Annotated in this window: 14 protein-coding genes and 3 pseudogenes; 10 read left to right on the plus strand and 7 right to left on the minus strand. The window is 65.2% G+C overall.

The window, feature by feature from the left end; all coding sequences use genetic code 11:
- The first annotated feature begins 36 nt into the window (after nt 1-36).
- From ACV7NQ_RS38750 to ACV7NQ_RS38760, 3 genes and pseudogenes are all read left to right on the plus strand, one after another.
- Nucleotides 37-915 (plus strand): HpcH/HpaI aldolase/citrate lyase family protein, encoded by an 879-nt coding sequence (locus ACV7NQ_RS38750; protein WP_463364076.1) that lies wholly within the window; start codon nt 37-39, stop codon nt 913-915.
- On the plus strand, nt 912-1,898 hold the full coding sequence (locus tag ACV7NQ_RS38755; RefSeq protein ID WP_463364077.1) for a MaoC family dehydratase: 987 nt from the start codon (nt 912-914) through the stop codon (nt 1,896-1,898). Before ACV7NQ_RS38750 ends, ACV7NQ_RS38755 begins: the two co-directional genes overlap by 4 nt.
- A gap of 214 nt (nt 1,899-2,112) precedes the next feature.
- Nucleotides 2,113-2,274: pseudogene (locus ACV7NQ_RS38760) on the plus strand (cytochrome P450); the annotation flags it as partial.
- 71 nt (nt 2,275-2,345) lie between these two features.
- On the opposite strand, the gene ACV7NQ_RS38765 reads toward ACV7NQ_RS38760, so the two are convergent.
- The 4 genes and pseudogenes from ACV7NQ_RS38765 to ACV7NQ_RS38780 all read right to left on the minus strand — a co-directional run bounded on the left by ACV7NQ_RS38765 (nt 2,346) and on the right by ACV7NQ_RS38780 (nt 6,169).
- Complete coding sequence (locus ACV7NQ_RS38765; protein WP_463364078.1) at nt 2,346-3,491, minus strand: acyl-CoA dehydrogenase family protein; 1,146 nt, start codon at nt 3,489-3,491, stop codon at nt 2,346-2,348.
- A gap of 1 nt (nt 3,492) precedes the next feature.
- Nucleotides 3,493-4,645: pseudogene (locus tag ACV7NQ_RS38770) on the minus strand (acetyl-CoA C-acetyltransferase).
- 91 nt (nt 4,646-4,736) lie between these two features.
- A complete protein-coding gene (locus ACV7NQ_RS38775; protein WP_463364079.1) occupies nt 4,737-5,339 on the minus strand; it encodes a TetR/AcrR family transcriptional regulator in 603 nt (200 codons plus the stop codon).
- 32 nt (nt 5,340-5,371) lie between these two features.
- Entirely contained in the window at nt 5,372-6,169 is a 798-nt protein-coding gene (locus ACV7NQ_RS38780) for an SDR family NAD(P)-dependent oxidoreductase (RefSeq protein WP_463364080.1), read from the minus strand.
- 153 nt (nt 6,170-6,322) lie between these two features.
- Between ACV7NQ_RS38780 and ACV7NQ_RS38785 the strand changes: the two genes are divergently transcribed.
- On the plus strand, nt 6,323-6,514 hold the full coding sequence (locus ACV7NQ_RS38785; protein ID WP_463365987.1) for a ferredoxin: 192 nt from the start codon (nt 6,323-6,325) through the stop codon (nt 6,512-6,514).
- Between the two features lie 10 nt (nt 6,515-6,524).
- On the opposite strand, the gene ACV7NQ_RS38790 is transcribed toward ACV7NQ_RS38785, so the two are convergent.
- Nucleotides 6,525-7,220: a TetR/AcrR family transcriptional regulator gene (locus ACV7NQ_RS38790; protein WP_463364081.1), complete on the minus strand. Its 696-nt coding sequence runs from the start codon at nt 7,218-7,220 to the stop codon at nt 6,525-6,527.
- Between the two features lie 340 nt (nt 7,221-7,560).
- On the opposite strand from ACV7NQ_RS38790, the gene ACV7NQ_RS38795 reads away from it, so the two are divergent.
- Nucleotides 7,561-7,932, plus strand: coding sequence for a nitronate monooxygenase family protein (locus ACV7NQ_RS38795; RefSeq protein ID WP_463364082.1), 372 nt, complete (start codon nt 7,561-7,563; stop codon nt 7,930-7,932).
- Nucleotides 7,933-7,998: 66 nt separating this feature from the next.
- On the opposite strand, the gene ACV7NQ_RS38800 is transcribed toward ACV7NQ_RS38795, so the two are convergent.
- Complete coding sequence (locus ACV7NQ_RS38800) at nt 7,999-9,036, minus strand: MBL fold metallo-hydrolase (protein WP_463364083.1); 1,038 nt, start codon at nt 9,034-9,036, stop codon at nt 7,999-8,001.
- 114 nt (nt 9,037-9,150) lie between these two features.
- On the opposite strand from ACV7NQ_RS38800, the pseudogene ACV7NQ_RS38805 reads away from it, so the two are divergent.
- From ACV7NQ_RS38805 to ACV7NQ_RS38825, 5 genes and pseudogenes are all read left to right on the plus strand, one after another.
- Nucleotides 9,151-9,597: pseudogene (locus ACV7NQ_RS38805) on the plus strand (ABC transporter ATP-binding protein); the annotation flags it as partial.
- A gap of 418 nt (nt 9,598-10,015) precedes the next feature.
- Nucleotides 10,016-11,218 carry an enoyl-CoA hydratase-related protein gene (locus ACV7NQ_RS38810; protein WP_463365988.1) on the plus strand — a complete coding sequence of 401 codons (1,203 nt, stop codon included), beginning with the start codon at nt 10,016-10,018 and terminating at the stop codon, nt 11,216-11,218.
- A gap of 43 nt (nt 11,219-11,261) precedes the next feature.
- Nucleotides 11,262-12,578, plus strand: a complete 1,317-nt coding sequence (locus ACV7NQ_RS38815; RefSeq protein ID WP_463364084.1) for a phytoene desaturase family protein — start codon at nt 11,262-11,264, stop codon at nt 12,576-12,578.
- A gap of 3 nt (nt 12,579-12,581) precedes the next feature.
- Nucleotides 12,582-13,631 carry a phosphotransferase family protein gene (locus ACV7NQ_RS38820; RefSeq protein WP_463364085.1) on the plus strand — a complete coding sequence of 350 codons (1,050 nt, stop codon included), beginning with the start codon at nt 12,582-12,584 and terminating at the stop codon, nt 13,629-13,631.
- Entirely contained in the window at nt 13,628-14,596 is a 969-nt protein-coding gene (locus ACV7NQ_RS38825) for a DUF7065 domain-containing protein (RefSeq protein WP_463364086.1), read from the plus strand. Before ACV7NQ_RS38820 ends, ACV7NQ_RS38825 begins: the two co-directional genes overlap by 4 nt.
- A 128-nt stretch (nt 14,597-14,724) precedes the next feature.
- Here the strand turns inward: ACV7NQ_RS38825 and ACV7NQ_RS38830 are convergent, their stop codons facing one another.
- Nucleotides 14,725-16,416, minus strand: coding sequence for an IS1634 family transposase (locus ACV7NQ_RS38830; RefSeq protein WP_463357866.1), 1,692 nt, complete (start codon nt 16,414-16,416; stop codon nt 14,725-14,727).
- Between the last annotated feature and the right edge of the window lie 83 nt (nt 16,417-16,499).

A 16,499-nucleotide genomic window follows, 5' to 3' on the forward strand; every position in this document is an offset into this window, starting at 1 on the left:
TAACATAGATTAAAAACTATGAAAGGTGGGTTATCGATGACGAGACGTCCACCGCGGAGGTCGGTCCTCTGCGTGCCGGGTGGCGACGAGCGCAAGATCCGCAAGGCGATGACGGCGGGTGCAGACCAAGTGGTCATCGATCTCGAGGATGCGGTGGCGCCCGCTGACAAGGATCGGGCGCGGGCGCTACTCGACACCATCGCCTGGGACAACGTCGCCGAGTTGCCCGCGATCGCGGTGCGGGTGAACGCGCCTCGAAGCCGTTGGTGCCACCTCGACATCGAATCGGTCGTCCGGTCGGCGGTGCCGGCGAGTTCGATCGTGCTGCCCAAGGTCGAGTCCCCGGGTGATCTCGAATTCGTCGACCGGTTGCTCGACGGTATAGAGGCCGGTGCCGAAGGTTGTGCCCCGGTCGTCGTGGAGGCGCTCATCGAAACCGCCGACGGGCTGAGCCGGGTCGAGCAGATCGCCGCTTCCTCACCGCGGCTCGCCGCGCTGATCACCGGGTACGCGGATCTCGCCGCGTCGTTGGGCAGGGCCGCGGGGCTGGCTCCGACATTCTGGATTGCGGTGCAGGACAGGGTGATTGCGGCCGCGCGCACGAGTCGGCTCGATGCGGTGGATGGCCCGTATCTTGGCGTCGGACTTGATGACGACTTCAGCGCCGCGGTACGTCATGCCGCGCGTATCGGCTTCGATGCCAAGTGGGCGATTCACCCCCGGCAGCTCGAAACGATCACGCTGGCGTTCGAACCGACCGTGGAGCAGGTCCAGTACGCGCAACGAGTGGTGGACGCGCTGGCGGCGGCACACGGCCGCGGCCGCGGCGCCGTAGAACTCGACGGCCAGATGATCGATGAAGCGGTCGCGGTGGCCGCCCGCCGGACCCTGCGCAAGATCGGAGTTACCCAGTGAACGCAGAAGGACCCTACTTCGACGAGCTCGAACCCGGCCAGGTGTTCAACGGTGCGCCGTCGCTCACCCTGTCGGATGGTCTCGCGGCCGTGCATCAGTCGGTGGTCGGCGACCGTCTGCGCTTGCCCCTCGATCACGAGTTGTCGGCCGCCGTGACCGGTGCGCCGTACCTGGCGCACCCAGCTCTGGTGTGGGACATCGCCATCGGGCAATCGACAGTGGTCACGCACCATGTCAAGGCAAATCTCTTCTATCGTGGGCTGGTCTTCCGGCGGATGCCGCACCTGGGGGACACGCTCACGACCACGACGACGGTCGAAGGCTTGCGGCAGAACCGGCGTCGTCTGGACCGGGCTCCGACGGGTCTGGTGGCCTTGCGAATCCATACGGTCGATCAGCGCGGCCGCGACGTCCTCGACTTCTGGCGGTGCGCCATGCTGCCACTACGCAAGGACCGCGACACCGGACGGGCAGACAACCTCGACGACATCGGATCCGACACCGACCTGAATTGGGCGGCGGCGGTAGGTGACTGGAATGTCGACGCGCTAACGCGGGTGCCGGGCGCGCACGGCCTTGTTCCGGAAGCCGGGCAGCAGATCGAGGTGATCGGTGGTGATGTGGTCGACGCGGCCACGCAGCTCGCCCGGATCAGTCTCAATATCGCTCGGGTACACCACGACGAACACGCGGCCGGGGGTCGCCGGCTTGTCTATGGTGGCCACACGATCGGAATCGCATTGTCGCAGGCATCTCGGGCCTTCCCGAATCTGGCGACGGTGGTCGGCTGGCACGGCTGCGACCACCTCGGTCCCGTACACGAAGGCGACACACTGCGCAGTGTAATCACCGTCGAGGAGGTCACGCCGTACGCTGCGGGCTCTCGCCTGGTGCAACTCCGCTCAGAGGTTTTCGCGGGTGGTCGGGTGGCCAATGGTGAACGGGCGGTTCTCGATTGGCGTTACGTGGCCCTGTTCGTGTGACTGTCGCTCTACCACGTCGCGCAGCAGCCTGCGCAGGACCCATTCCAACGAAGCGACGTCTTTGCCGGCGTCCAACTGCTGGTATCCGACTAGCAGGTAAACGCCCCACCGGGCATGGTGTAGCGCTTCGTCGTCGTCGAAGACGGTTCGCACAGCTTCGAGTACCACCTGTGTCCGCTGGGCGTCGACCGCGTCCTGTACTGCGCGGACCTCGGGTCGGATCGGTACGGCCAACGAGGAATTCGTGCGATGAGTGACTCCGGTCATGACCTTCCGCAGGACCGCGACCCAGGACACCGTCCTGGGTGGGCAGGAGATCAAGAAAGGGGAGTGGGTCGCGACGATATTCTCCTCAGGCAACCGGGACGAGACCGTATGAGTTCGGGGCCTCTGTTCGATATTCGCCCAGCGAACCGGGGTTGACCGGCCGGTCGGCTGCCGCCGGAATCAGCGAACGATCGCTCGCCCGATGAGTTCCTTCATGATTTCGGTGGTGCCGCCGTAGATGGTTTGGATCCGGGTGTCGATGTAGGCCTTGGCGACAGGGTATTCGGTCATGTAGCCGTACCCGCCGTGCAGCTGCAGGCAACGGTCGATTACTCGCTTCTGCAGTTCGCTCAGGAACCACTTGCCCTTGGCCGCGTCGATCGGATCGAGTTCGCCCGCGTTGTAGGCGATGACCGATCGGTCGGCGTAGGCCTCCGCGATCTCGAACTCGGTCTGCATTTCGGCCAGCTCGAAGCGGACGTGCTGGAAATCGGCGATCGGCTGGCCGAAGGCGCGCCGCTGTTTGCAGTACTCGATGGTTTGGTCGAGGATCGCCCGTGTCGTCGCCAGTGCTGTCGCGGTGACCCCGAGTCGCTCGCGCGGCAGGTGACTCATCAAGTACTGCAGGCCTTTTCCTTCTTCGCCGAGCATGTTCGCGTGCGGGACGCGGGCGTTGGCGAAGAACAGTTCGGCGGTGTCCTGTCCAGGCAACCCGATCTTGTCGAGTTTGCGTCCGCGTTCGAAGCCCGGTGTGTCTCGCTCGACGACGAACAGGCTGAATCCGCGCGAGCCGGCATCGGGATCGGTGCGCGCCGCCACCACCACATCGGCCATGATGCCGCTGGAAATGAAGGTCTTCTGCCCGTTGATGATCCAGTCATCGCCGTCGCGCACCGCGCTCATGCGGATTCCGCGCAAGTCACTGCCCGCGCCGGGCTCGGTCATGGCGAGGGCGCCGATGATCTCGCCCGATGCGTAACCGGGCAGCCAGCGCTGTTTCTGCTCGTCGTTGGTGAGGTCGAGCAGATAGTGCAGGACGAGGTCGTCCTGCAGGCTGATCGTGACGCCGAAAGACAGTGCGTTTATGCGCGACACTTCTTCGGAGACCACCATGCGGTGCCGGTAGTCGTGCACGCCGGAACCGCCGTACTCCTCGCCGATCTCGAGGCCGTACAGGCCCGCGGCGGCCGCCTTCTTATACACCTCGCGATCGATCCAGCGGTCCTCGTCCCACTTGTCCTTGTAGGGCGCGACCTCACGTTCGAGGAACCCGCGCACGGTCTCGCGGTAGGCCTCGTGGTCGGCGTCGTACAGGGTGCGGAGCATTTCAGAGCCTCTCGATGACGGTCACGTTCGCCTGGCCACCGCCCTCGCACATGGTCTGCAGGCCGTAGCGGCCGCCGGTGCGTTCGAGTTCGTGCAGCAGTGTGGTCATCAGGCGGGCGCCGGTGGCGCCGATCGGATGCCCGAGGGCAATGGCGCCACCGTTGGGGTTGACCGTGGTCGGGTCGGCTCCGGTCTCGGCCAGCCAGGCGAGCACGACCGGCGCGAACGCCTCGTTGATCTCGACCACGTCGATATCGTCGATGGACAGGCCGGCTCGTTTGAGTGTATGCAGGGTGGCGGGAATCGGGGCGCTGAGCATCATCACCGGATCCGCGCCACGCACCGAGATGTGGTGAATACGCGCGCGGGGTGTGAAGCCGTAGCGGTCGACCGCGGCCTTCGACGCGACGAGCAGTGCGGCCGTACCGTCGGAGATCTGGCTGGCGACCGCGGCGGTGAGCCGACAGCCCTCGGTGAGGGTCTTCAGCTGCGCCATCTTCTCGAGGGAGGTGTCGGTGCGCGGCCCCTCGTCGACCGAGACGCCGGCGAACTCGGTGACCTCACGAGTGAAGTAGCCCTCAGCGATCGCGTGCAGCGCGCGGCGGTGGCTCTCGAAGGCGAAGGCCTCATTGGCTTCCCGGCTCAGGTTCCACTGTTCGGCCATCATCTCCGCGCCCCGGAACTGGGAGATCTCCTGCGTGCCGTAGCGGGCCTCCCAGCCTTCGCTGCCGGTCCACGGATCGGTCGATCCGTACGGTTCCGCCCGCCTGGAACGCGCTCAGGATGGGGAACTGGCTCATCTTCTGCACGCCGCCGGCCACGATGAGGTCGCTGGTCCCGCTCATCACCGCCTGTGCCGCGAAGTGCACAGCCTGCTGCGCCGAGCCGCACTGGCGGTCGATGGTGACGCCCGGGACCGACTCCGGCAGGCCCGCGGCCAGGGCCGCGGTGCGGGCGATATCGCCTGCCTGGGAGCCGATGTTGTCGAGGCAACCCAGGATCACGTCATCGATGTCGACCGGGTCGAATTCGTTGCGACCGACCATGGTCTTGATGACGTGCGCCGCCATATCCGCCGGATGCGACTGGGCGAAGCCGCCGCCGCGCTTGCCTACCGCGGTGCGAACGGCATCGATGATGTACGCCTCGGGCATTGATTTCTCCTACCAGGTTGGATTCAATTAATTTAATATAGACTCAAATTTGTACACTGTCGAACCGCCGTCGACCTGCGTCGCGGCCGGTTCAATCGGACGCGGACGGACCGCCGTTGGAGTCCACGAGGCTGTTGCGCACGACCGACTGCGCGGTCGCGACCAAGTGTTCGAGTGAATCGTGTTCGGGGTTCCACCATTCCGCCGTCCAGTTGAGCGCCCCGACGACGAGCATGCGGGCTATCCCGATGTCGAGCCCGGGTCGTAGCGCTCCAGACTCGGCCAGTTGTTCGAGCAGGCTGCGCCAGATCGCGTGGTACGCCGCACTCTCCGTGTGGAGTGACTCGGTGATCGCCGGCGGCAGCTGACCGGCATTTCGGGTCACAGCGGATGCGAAATCCGACAGACCCAACTCGATGCGCAGGTGTGCCTCGACCGCGGCATCGATCAGCTCGACCACGGGGGTACCCGGCGGCTGAGCGGAGAGCGCCCGCTGGACATGCCTGCGCACGCGGCACTGTCCCTCGCGCATCACCTCGGCGATCAGGTCATCGCGGGATCGGAAGTAGTAGTAGACCGCAGGGGTCCGCAACTGCGCGTGCGCGGCGATGTCGGACAGGCGGGTGCCCGCGACGCCGCGTCGGCTGAGCACGTGGGCGGCCGCGGCGAGAATGCGCTCGCGAGTCGCATTCATCGGCGAACCTGCGGGGGAGGAGGCCGCCATGGTCATGGCATCGTGTAGCCGCCGCTCACGGAGAACATCTGCCCCGTCACCTGCCGCGCCACGTTTTCCGAGGAGATCCACAGCACCGAGTTGGCGATATCGGCGGCATTGGTGAGCCGTCGCAACGGAATGTCCTTGAGCAGGAACTCGATCTGCCTCTCGTTGAAAACGGCGTCATTGCCCACGGCCCAGAGGCTGTCGCGGCCGACTGCCTCCGGGCCCTCAGGCATGACCAGGCCGGGGCAGATGATGTTCGATCGGATCCCGTTGCGGCCCTGTTCCTTTGCGGTGGTGCGGGCCAGTGCGATCAGCCCCGCCTTCGTTGCGCCGTAGACGGCTTGCCGGATCTGCCCGAACGCTGCGTCGCTGGCGATGAAAACGATCGATCCCCGGCGCGCTTCGATCATCGGGCCGAGCGCGGCCTGCGTGGCGGCGATGGCGGTGAACAGATTCACCTCCACCGTGCGCTGCCACAGGTCGCGGTCGGTGTCGTCGGTGAGGAATCCCGGCCGGCTCCAGCCCGCATTGTTGACCAGGACATCCAGGCCGCCCCAGGAGTCCACTGCGCGCCGGACGGCCTGCTCCGCGGCGCCGGGCAGCGTGAGGTCGGCCGCGACCACCTCGACTGCCGCCGCGCCCATTCCGAGCGCTTCGGTGCGAACCTTTTCGGCCTGCTCGCCATCGATATCGCAGATGACAATCCGGCTGCCTTCGGCCGCGAAGCCATGGACGATGCCGCGCCCGATATTCGATCCGCCGCCCGTGACCAGCACACGTGCGTCGGAGAGTCCCAGGTCCATGTCTACACCCTCCCTCGTCGAGGTTCCCGCATGTTGACCGTGCAGGGAATCTAATTTATCTTCGATTCAAAAGAATAGCACCCGAGGCGGTGCCGGGCACTGGCATCGGCCGGGCAGGCGACATCTCGGTCGAGCCTGACAGAGGAGGCAGTGATGAAGGTTGTCGTTGACCGGAGCAAGTGCACGGGTCTGGGTATCTGCGAGTCGCTCGCGCCGGCGTTCTTCCAGGTCGACGACAGCGGCGACCTCGTCCTGCTCGAGGAGGACATCGCCGACGACGAGCTCGCCGCCGTCGAGGAAGCGGTGCAGGGGTGCCCGACCGAGGCGCTTCGGATCGAGCGCTGACCCTGCTCCGCTAGGCCGATTCGGTTCGGATGGTTGCCTTCCGCGGCGCGCGCCTGCGCCGCGGCGGTGACGTGGCCGCGGTCGAATCGGTTGTCGCAATTCCGTTGCGAATCAACGACTGTGCCGTCCGGATGACGGTTTCCAGCGACCCTCGACGGGGCGTCCACCACTCCGCGGCCCAGTTCAGTGAACCCATAATGAGCATCTGCGTGACATGTAGGTCCAGATCGTTCCTGATCTGCCCCTCCGCGGCGGCATCCTTGATCAACTTCCGCCAGATGGAGCCATAGTTGGCCTCCTCGGCGAGTTGCCGGGCGCGCAGGTGTTCAGGTACCTGCCCGCTGTTCCGGATGGCTGCCGTCGCATAGTCGGACAGCTCCAGTTCGTGGCGCAGGTGCGCGTCGATGGCGATCATGATCCGCTCGATCGGCGAGACATCGCTGGGCACCTCGTCCATGACGGCCTGCAGGTGCTTGACCATCTCGGCGATCCCGCTCCACATGACCTCCTCGATGAGGTCCTCACGGGAGGGGAAGTAGTAATAGATCGCCGGCGCCTGCAGTTCGGCGTACTCCGCCACATCGCTCAGCCGCGTTCCCGAGTAGCCTTTCATGCTCAGCACATGCGCCGCCGCATCGAGAATGCGCTGGCGCGTCCTAGCCGCCTTCGAGTCCGATGACTGGTCCTCGTCAAGCGTCGGCTCCACCCTCGTTTTTCTAGCCACAGTTCAATTATAATTCAGCTCTGTCGCGCCGGCTCTCGGGACACACCCCAAGATCTCGCTGGGCCGATCGGTTTCGTGTCCAGTTTTGAATCTACGTTATATGTCAATGTGTCGGCCTGTCAGAGTTGAGACCGGGCCTCCGATCCGGAGGAAGCATCAATGCGCAACGCGACGAAGCGTTCATCGGCAGTCCCCTCGGCCGCGTACCGGGCGGGCTCGGGCGAACCTGTGCTGTGACGCTGCCCGGCCACTGAGCCCGGATCCACCGGTTGGTTTCCACGGCGTGTAGGTGTTGAGTAGGCGAAATGCCTTGTGGCCTGGGATGATAGGACTTGTTCAGGGTTCGGCGTTCATCGCGGCCCGGGAAGCGAATGCCTTCGCGGCGTACAAACAGGGCGTGGTCGACTGTTCGGCGTCCGACATCGGGTATTCGAACTACTTCACCGGTGTGCACGGCAACTTCCTGCGCACGAGCATTGCCGCCGCCGGACTGGATCCCGACAATCTGCCTGCTAGTTTTGGGCAGCAGCTGGGCTCGGCGACCGGCGACTCGAAACCGAAGGCGTGGAGTGAGATCTGGGGTTCGGGTCTGGGGATAGGCGTGGTCGACAAGGTCGAGAGCACCGCAGCGATTGTCGCCCGCATGCGGGCCGAGTACGGGGATGCCGTGGACCGCATCACGGCATTGGCATAGGTGAACGCCTGAGCGACGAAGTATGCCGGGCCCCAATCGCGGGGGCGGCGTCGTTGGCGCTGCGGTCTATGCAGTGAGCGCGTAGCAGCGTACGTTGCCGTGGTCGTCGTCGTGGCCCAACCTGCCGAGGAGGGTCAGTACATCCAGGTGGGCATGGATTTCGGTGACGGCGGAAAGCTGGTGTTCGACCGGTAGTTCATCGAGTTGCCGGGCCCGACGGGTCCACCGTAGCGCCTGTGCCACCTGGTAGGCGGTAGTGGCGCCAGCGGCGACCTCATCGCAGACTTCGTTCAGCCGGTGCCCGTGGTGACGCAGGAGCTCCTCGATACGGGCATGGCTGCTGGTGGTCACGGGACCGTGGGAGGGCAGTAGGGCTGCGTCAGGCAGTCCGTGCACGAGCTCGAGGGAGGCGAGGTAGGAACGCAGCGGATGTGCTTCCGGCGCCCATTCGAAGCCGATCGATGGCGTGATGTGCGGCAGAATGTGGTCGCCCGAGAACAGTATTCGGCTGTCGGGGCGATGGAAGACCACATGGCCTCGGGTGTGTCCAGGCGTCGCGATCACCTCGAGTTCCCCGGTGCGGAGCGCGATCCGATCGCCGTGCTCGAGCCAGCCGTCGGGCGGGCCGAGCGAGAGACCCGTCTCGTGCTCGGGTGTAGCGGTGCGGGCGAGTTGCTGGGCGAGTTCGGTTGCTCCGCATCGGGTGAGCAGCGCGGCATGATTCGGGAACCGCCCGGCATCGGTACGGAACCCCACGATGCTGTGGCGTTCCTCCTGCCCTACAAAGAGTCTGCAACCGAGTGTCGCGCGCCAGTCGTATGCCTGGGAGTAGTGATCCCAGTGGTGGTGCGTCGCCAGGCACGTGACGATGTCGTCCAGCTGGTAGCCGAGCCGACGTAGCGCGGACGCCATGGCGCGCTCGGTCTTCGGCCCGGACCAGCCGGGATCGATGACAATCAGCCCGTCCGCGCTTTCCATGACGTAGGCGTTGACAGTGCTGAGCCCGTCGAGGGGGAGGGGCAGCGGGATGCGGTGGATTCCGCGCGCTACCAAATGCGCGCCGGGCTCTGTCCAGTCCTCGGGTTGTTCCGCAACCAGCGGCATCTGCACTACTCCCTCTCTATAACCGACCTCCAAGCAGTATCTACTCTAAATTAGAAACATCCCGAAGCCTGGGTGGGTTGAGTCACGTCCGCGGCGGCAGACCGATCGCCGAAGTATCTGAGCCAGCTGCTGATCGACATCAACGCGCAGATCGACGCCACGATCCTGATCGTCACGCACAACATCAACCTGGCCCGTACGGTGCCGGACAACATCGGCATGCTTTTCCGCCGCCAGCTGGTCATGTTCGGCCCGCGCGAGGTGCTGCTCACCTCGGAGGAGCCGGTGGTCAAGCAGTTCCTCAACGGCCGCATGATCGGTCCGATCGGTATGTCCGAGGAGAAGGGCGAGGCGCAGATGGCGCGCGAGCAGGCGCTCGTGGACGCCGGTCACCATCACGGTGGCGCGGAGGAGGTCGAGGGGATCATCCCGCAGATGCGGGCCACCCCGGGCATGCCGGTCCGTCAGGCAGTCCAGCGGCGCCAGGCGCGGGTCCGCGAAATCATGCACACGCTGCCGCACGCGGCCCAGACTGCGATCGCGACGAGCTCGAGCGAGTAGACGACCAGCCGACCGCTGCGCTGGACCCCGCAAACCATGTCCGCTGATCCCACCTCGCGCGACAGGTCTCGGTCCAGGTCGACTGGACCTCGGGGCCTGAGGCGGGTGATCGGCGGTCACCGCATCAGACCCAACCTGCCCTCTTTTCAGACAGCGCTATCAGGTGCTTGACCCACGGTTGTACGGGCCGACCGGGCCCCGCCGAGCGGGGATTGGACTGCTTGACCAGGGACCCACTGGTGAGCTAACTTCTAATCTATATTAGAAGAAATTTCTGGTAGGCCGGCGGCCGTAAACGTGCATAGGCGAGGCTGAACGCGACCCGGCGACAGAGCCATTCGATTGCGCGGGTGAGCTGGATTCAACGATGAACCTTGGAGGCGATGCTGTGGCATGCGAAGAAGCAGCGACCTTGCCGGTGCGGGAGCCCGACCGGGCCGTCGCGCAGAGTCTGGCGGCTGATCTGTACGACGCGCTGGCTCGGGGGGATCGGGAGCGGCTCGACGGTATCCTGCACTCCCGGTTCGAGGGGCGCACGACCGAGGGGCTTCCGTTCGATCTCGGCGGGGTGTATCACGGGCCGGACGCCATGCGACGTGACTTCTGGGGCCGCATCGCCAAGCACTACCGGGCGCGCGCGGTGCCGGCGCAGTTCAGCTGGCTCGACGATGGTCGACTTGCCGTCATCGGTCGGTACACCGGTACCGCCCGGGCCGGGGAGGGTGTCTTGGACGCCGAGTTCGTGCATATTCTGACGTTCTCGCAAGACCGGATCATCGGGCTGGCCCAGCTCACGGACAGCGAACGGTGGCGGCAGGCGTTGATCCCGGACAGCGGGCTGCGCACCGTCGAATTCTCTGTCACGGACGGAATCGCGGTCGTGCGGCTGAACCGACCGGCCCAGCGTAATGCGATTGATCGGACGATGGCGGACGATCTGTATGAGATCGCGCAGCGGTGTGCGGTGCGATCGGATCTGCGGGCACTGGTGCTGCTGGGCAACGGCCCAGCCTTCACGGTCGGTGGAGACATCACGATCTTCGCCGAGACCGAGCCGGAGGAGTTGTCGACGACCTTGCGGCGCATGGTGACTCCGTACCACGAGGCGCTTCGCATCTTCAGTGAGCTGCCCGTGCCGATCGTGACCGCGGTGCACGGTTCTGTCGGTGGTGGTGGGCTGGGCCTGCTCTATTGCGCTGATGTCGCGCTCGCCGCGGAGGGAACGAAATTCGCGACCGGGTTCACTGCGCTCGGACTGTCGGGTGACGGCGGGACCTCGTGGTATCTGCCGCGGCTGGTCGGGCTGCGCCGGGCGCAGGAGCTCTACCTCGGGCGCGTCCTCGACGCGCGCGAAGCCCGCGAATGGGGATTGATCTCGGAAGTCGTTGCCAAGGACCGGCTCGAGGAGCTCGCGGTGAACCGGGCCGAAGCCCTGGCTGCGGGTCCGACCCGTGCGTACGCGGAAATCCGGAATCTGCTTCGCGATTCATCGTCCTCCACGCTGTCGGAGCAGTTGTCCGCGGAGATCGAGGCGCTGACTCGCACCGGCGCCACGGTGGACGCGGCACGCGCCGCGCGCAGTTTCATCACGAAAACCAAGGCCACGTTCGAAGGACGGTGACGGGATTGGTCATCGATAGTGAACGCTATTGATTGGGAAGATAATGAGTGACAACACACTGGATTTCGATGCGCTCGTGGTCGGGGCAGGCGCGGGTGGTCTGTTCACGGCGGCACGGTTGACTCACCTGGGTTACCGGACCCTCGTCGTCGAGCGGCTGGAATTCGTGGGCGGCCGCGCCTCGACGCGTGACATCGACGGATTCAAGGTGAACAACGGGGCGATCGTCATCGAGGTCGGTGGCATCACCGAGGAGACCTTTGAGGAGGTCGGTGCCAAATTCGATGTGCGCCGCCCCAATCCGCCGATCCTGTACCGCGTCGGTGGGAAGAATGTCGATGTCACCGGTGGTGGCTGGGGTTTCCTACTCTCGAAGCTGACCAGGCAGGGTGCCAAACTGGTCAATGGGTTGGGCGCCGCGCGCAAGGACGACGGGTTGCCGGAGGAGCAGCTGTCCACTGCGGAGTGGGTGGCCAAGTACACGAAAAACGAGGGCGTGCACGGCATCTTCCGCAACATGTGCGGTTCGGTGTTCGCGGTGAGCTCCGAGGAGCTTCCGGCGCGGGTGTTCCTGACCTACTTCACTCGTAAGAGTGCTTTCAAGAAGTTCGGGTTCTGTCCCGAGGGCACGATCGGGATCTGGGAGTCGTTGGCCGAGACGATCACCGCCGGTGGTGGGCAGATCTGGTTGTCCAGCGAGGTTCGGTCGCTCACTGTCGCGGATGGCCAGGTGGCCGGTGCGGTAATCGAGCGCGACGAGCAGACTTACGAGGTGGGTGTCCGCTTCGCGATCAGCGATGTGGGGCCTGCGGCCACCGTCGCGCTCGTCGGCGAGAACAACCTGCCCGGCGAGTACCTCGAGCTCGTCGGCAAGGGCGACCGGCCCTGTTCGATGATCGCGGTGAACTTCGCCAGCCAGGAGCGGCTCATCGATGTGCCCGGCATGTTGAGTTTCGCCAAGACCGAGCGGTTGTGCTATGTCGCGAACTTCACCGACACCTGCCCGGAAATGGCACCGGAAGGCTGGAACCTGTATGTCGGCACGTCGGTTCCCAAGCCCGCGGTCGGTGACTTCGACGAACAGGTCGAAACCGAACTGCTGATGGCCGACCTGCGTGCGGAGTTTCCCGGGTTCGATCGGGCGCGCATCCTGTCCATCGAGGTCACCAGGGACGGGTGGCCGCCGCAGCGCGCGGTCGCCGGTTTCGACCTGCCGAACACGACACCGATCGCCAACCTGTGGAACGTCGGCGACGGCGTGAAGGAATACGCCAATGGTGGCACCACCGCGTGTGCGGAGACCGCCAAGATTGTCGTGGAACAGGTGTCGCAGCGTTTCCCGATTTCGACCGCCGCCTGAGTCATGCCTACGACGGAAGTCGCTCGGACAGAAGAGCTTCGGCGTTGGCTGTCGCAGCGCACCGAGGTTATCGGTGCGCTGCGTATCTCGCGGATCGGATACGGCCAGTCGAATATTACGAATCTGGTTCGCGACGAGGCGGGCGCCAGCTGGATCCTTCGTGAGCCGCCGCCGGGCCTGCACGATCCGACGGCGCACAACGTGCTGCGCGAGGCGCGGATTCTGAAAGCCTTGGCCGAGTCGGGAATTCCGCTTCCAACGGTGGTTGGGGCCGGAGAATCCGCTGCCTTCTACGTCATGACCCGGATGGCCGGTGCGCCACTGGAATCGGAGGCGGACGCGTCCGCGCTCAGCCCGGAGCAGCGCTACGGGTTGGGTCAGCAGGTAATCGAGGTGTTCGCACGCCTGCATTCGATCGATCCGGCCGCGGTCGGGTTGGGCGATCTGGGGCCGGATACCGAATATTTGCCCCGGCAGATGCGGCGGGCGGCCCGGAGTTGGTCGCAATGGAGTGAGCAGTCAGGGCACGACCGGGTATGGCAGCACGTCCGGTCGCTGCTCGAGCGCGATGTGCCGACGCAGCAGCGAGTGGTCATCACGCATGGCGATTACCGGCTGTCCAATCTGCTGGTCGACGCCGGCCGGATCACCGCCGTGCTCGATTGGGAACTGGCGACGTTGGGCGATCCGTTGGCCGACTTGGCCTGGCTGCTCGATGACTGGCGCAGCGCGGACGAGCCGAAAATATCCATGCCGAGCCCGACCCGCGCCGGCGGGTTTCCGGGCCGGGCGGAATTGGTCGGCGCGTACTGCATGGCGACCGGCCTGGACGTCGACCGCATCGGCTACTACCGCGCCTTCACGCACTGGCGGGCGGCGACGCTGCTGCAGGGCGTGCTGGTGCGCCGCCGGTCCGGGGCTATGGGTGAGCACGGTTCGCTCGACCTCGACGAACTCGACGCGACGATCGGTTTTCTGCTCGACGAAGCGGTAGAACTCGTCCGGGATGAGAGCGACAGCCGGGCACGAGATACGAGTAGGGGCGTGGAATGAACCTCGAGGACGACTACACACATCTGGTCGGCAGCGAACCCGATTTCAACGAGTCCATGTACTTCCATTTCCACGATCCGGTGAATCGGATCAGCGAGTTCGTGCGGTTGGCCAACCGCCCGAACGAGGGCAGGGGCGAGCGCACCGTCTGCCTCTATCTTCCCGATGGTACAGCGGCGTTCGGATTTGCGCGGCCGGAAGTGGCGACCAACGAGGGTTTCGCGGGAGCGGGGCTCGAGTTCCGCGTCGAGGAACCGTTCAGGAAGCTGCACGCTACCTTCGAGGGCGAGGTCAATGTCCTCGACGATCCGGCAATCCTATTGGAGCCGCGCAAACTGGCCGGAACCCCACTCGTCGGGTGCTCCGCGGACCTGACCTTTACCCGGCTCTCCGAACCGTATGCCCACAGCTTCGACGGGGACGGTCCGGCGTTCGCTCCGAATCACTACGAACAATTCATGGCTGTCACTGGATCGATCAGCGTGGGCGGCAACACGTTTGCGATTGATGGGACGGGATTGCGCGATCACTCGTGGGGCCCGCGGTCGTGGCAGGCGCCTTGGTTCTATCGGTGGTTGCACGGGTCCAGTCCGAATTTCGGGTTCATGGGCGCCTACTTCGGGGTCGAGGACGGCGCGCCGTTGACCGGGGGCTTCGTCTGGGACGGCGAGGATGTGCACCACTGCACCGAAGTGCGGGTAAGCACCGACCGTTGCGAGGACCACGGCCCGGATCGCATTTCGGTCGAACTCGTCGCCGATGATCAGAGCTGGCGTTTCATCGGAGACGTCAGCGCGACGGTGCCATTGCGGCATCGGAAACGGGATGGATCGGGAGACGAACAGCTGACCCGGATCCTCGAGGGCCAGACCCGGTGGATCGGCGACGACGGAACCGAATTGTTCGGCATGAGCGAGTATCTGGATCAAATCATCGACGACAAGCCTGTCGGCCTCGATGTATGAGCCGCAAGCTCTGATCCGGGGTTCCACAGTTGAGTTGATGGTCTAGTCGGTGTTTTGGTGGTTTGACCTGCGGGTATGGTGATGGGCCTGGTGACGGGTGTGTCACTAGGCGCTCGGATCGTGGCTGGTCAGGCTGGTGGTGTCAGATCGAGGATCTTCTTGGGTTGGTCGACGGCGAGGGCGGTGAACAGGTCGCGTTGGGGCTTGGACAGTTCGGTGGTCTGCCGGAAGGTGCCGGCGGGGCCGGTGAAGGTGACGGCTTGGACGCGTTGTAGTTCGGTGCGGATGCGGTTCCAGGTGTGTCGGGTGCGGTTCTCGGCGACGCGGATGAGTAACAGCGCCAGCCAACACAGCAGCACGTGTGCGCGGATTCGGTCCTCGCGGCGGTGGTAGACCGGACGCAGGTCGATGACCTGTTTCATGTCTCGCCAGCCGCGTTCGACCTCGAGGAGTTGCTTGTAGCCCAGTGCGATGTCCTCGGCCGACAGGTGTGGGTCGCTGCAGCGCAGCAGGTACTTGCCGTCGAGGTTTTCCTCCTCGGCGATCTTGGTCTTGTTCACGCGCAGCAGCCCGCTGCCGGTAACGCGCAGGAATCGTTTGAGACCGGGCTTGGCCGACAGTTGGCCTTCGAGCTTGGCGCGTTCGGTGGCCGGGAGTTCGTCGGTGTCGGCGATGATCTGTTCCAGCTGGGTGATCAGGCGGGTGCGGATCGCGGCATCACGGTCGGCTTGATCGGGGTTGTAGCACAGCACGAACCGGTCGTCGCTGCCGATGCGGACTTCCTTGACCTGCAGGTTGTCTCGCACCGTCTTGTAGCGTCCCTGCCGCGACAGGGCGGCTTGCACCTCGGCCGAGCCCGAGCGCAGCTTCTCACCGATGATGTAGCCCCCGCCGCCGCGCATCAACTCGCGCCGATTGCCGGTCGAGGTGAATCCGCGGTCGCACACCCACACCACCCGCGACAGCGTCCAGGACCGGATGTCGTTGCGGACCTGGGTGATCAGGGTGGTGTCGGTGGTGTTGCCCGGCCACGACCATACCCGCACCGGGATACCGTCGCGGGTGACCGCCAGCCCGACCACCACCTGCGGCAGGTCGTCGCGGGAGTCTTTGGACTTGCCGTAGGCACGGAACCCGCTGTGACGCACCGCGTTCTGCTCGTCGGTGACCTCGCCGCGCGCGTCGCGCGGGTCCGGCATGTCGGCGTCCTCGGTCTCGAAATACGTTGAGGTGGTGTCGAAGAAAAGCAAATCCACTTCAAGGTTGAGCAGATCGGCGACCCGGAAGTAGATCGACTCGGCCAGCACGGGCTCGATTTCCAGCAGCCAATCCATCGCCCGATAGCAGGTCTCGTCGATCACCTCGGTGAGCCCGTCGATGTGCACGTCGGCGGCGACCCATTCGGTCGCGGCGAGCTTGCTGGAGGCGGCCAGGGCGCGGTTGGCGGTCAGAGCGAACAGCACCCGCTCCACCCGCGGATCGATCCGACGCCCTTGAAGGGCTTGCCGCATCGCGGCATCGATGCCCAACTGCCGCCACAACCCGTCAAGCACATGCGTGCCGCCCAACGGGCGAGCCTCGGTGAACGCCAGCCCTCCCCGGTCGGCGGCCGACACGGCCGCCGACGGGTCCAGCAGCCGCGACAACGACCCGATCAGCCGCTCGATCCCGGCCCGATCCAGCTGATCCTCACGCCCGAACGAGTACAGCACCTTCGTCCGCGACGTCCCCGCCACCGAGTCCCACTCGTTGTGGGCAAGCTGCAGATACCGGACCACCCGGCCGTCCTTGTTTCTACGGGTCGAGGCCTTCACGAACACGACCGCACCCTAGCGCCTACCAGGGAAGAATGTCATATACGCATGACAAAGATCACTTCATCACTAATTCGTGTCACTAGCAG

It is taken from the genome of Nocardia sp. Tas62D01, from assembly GCF_055232035.1.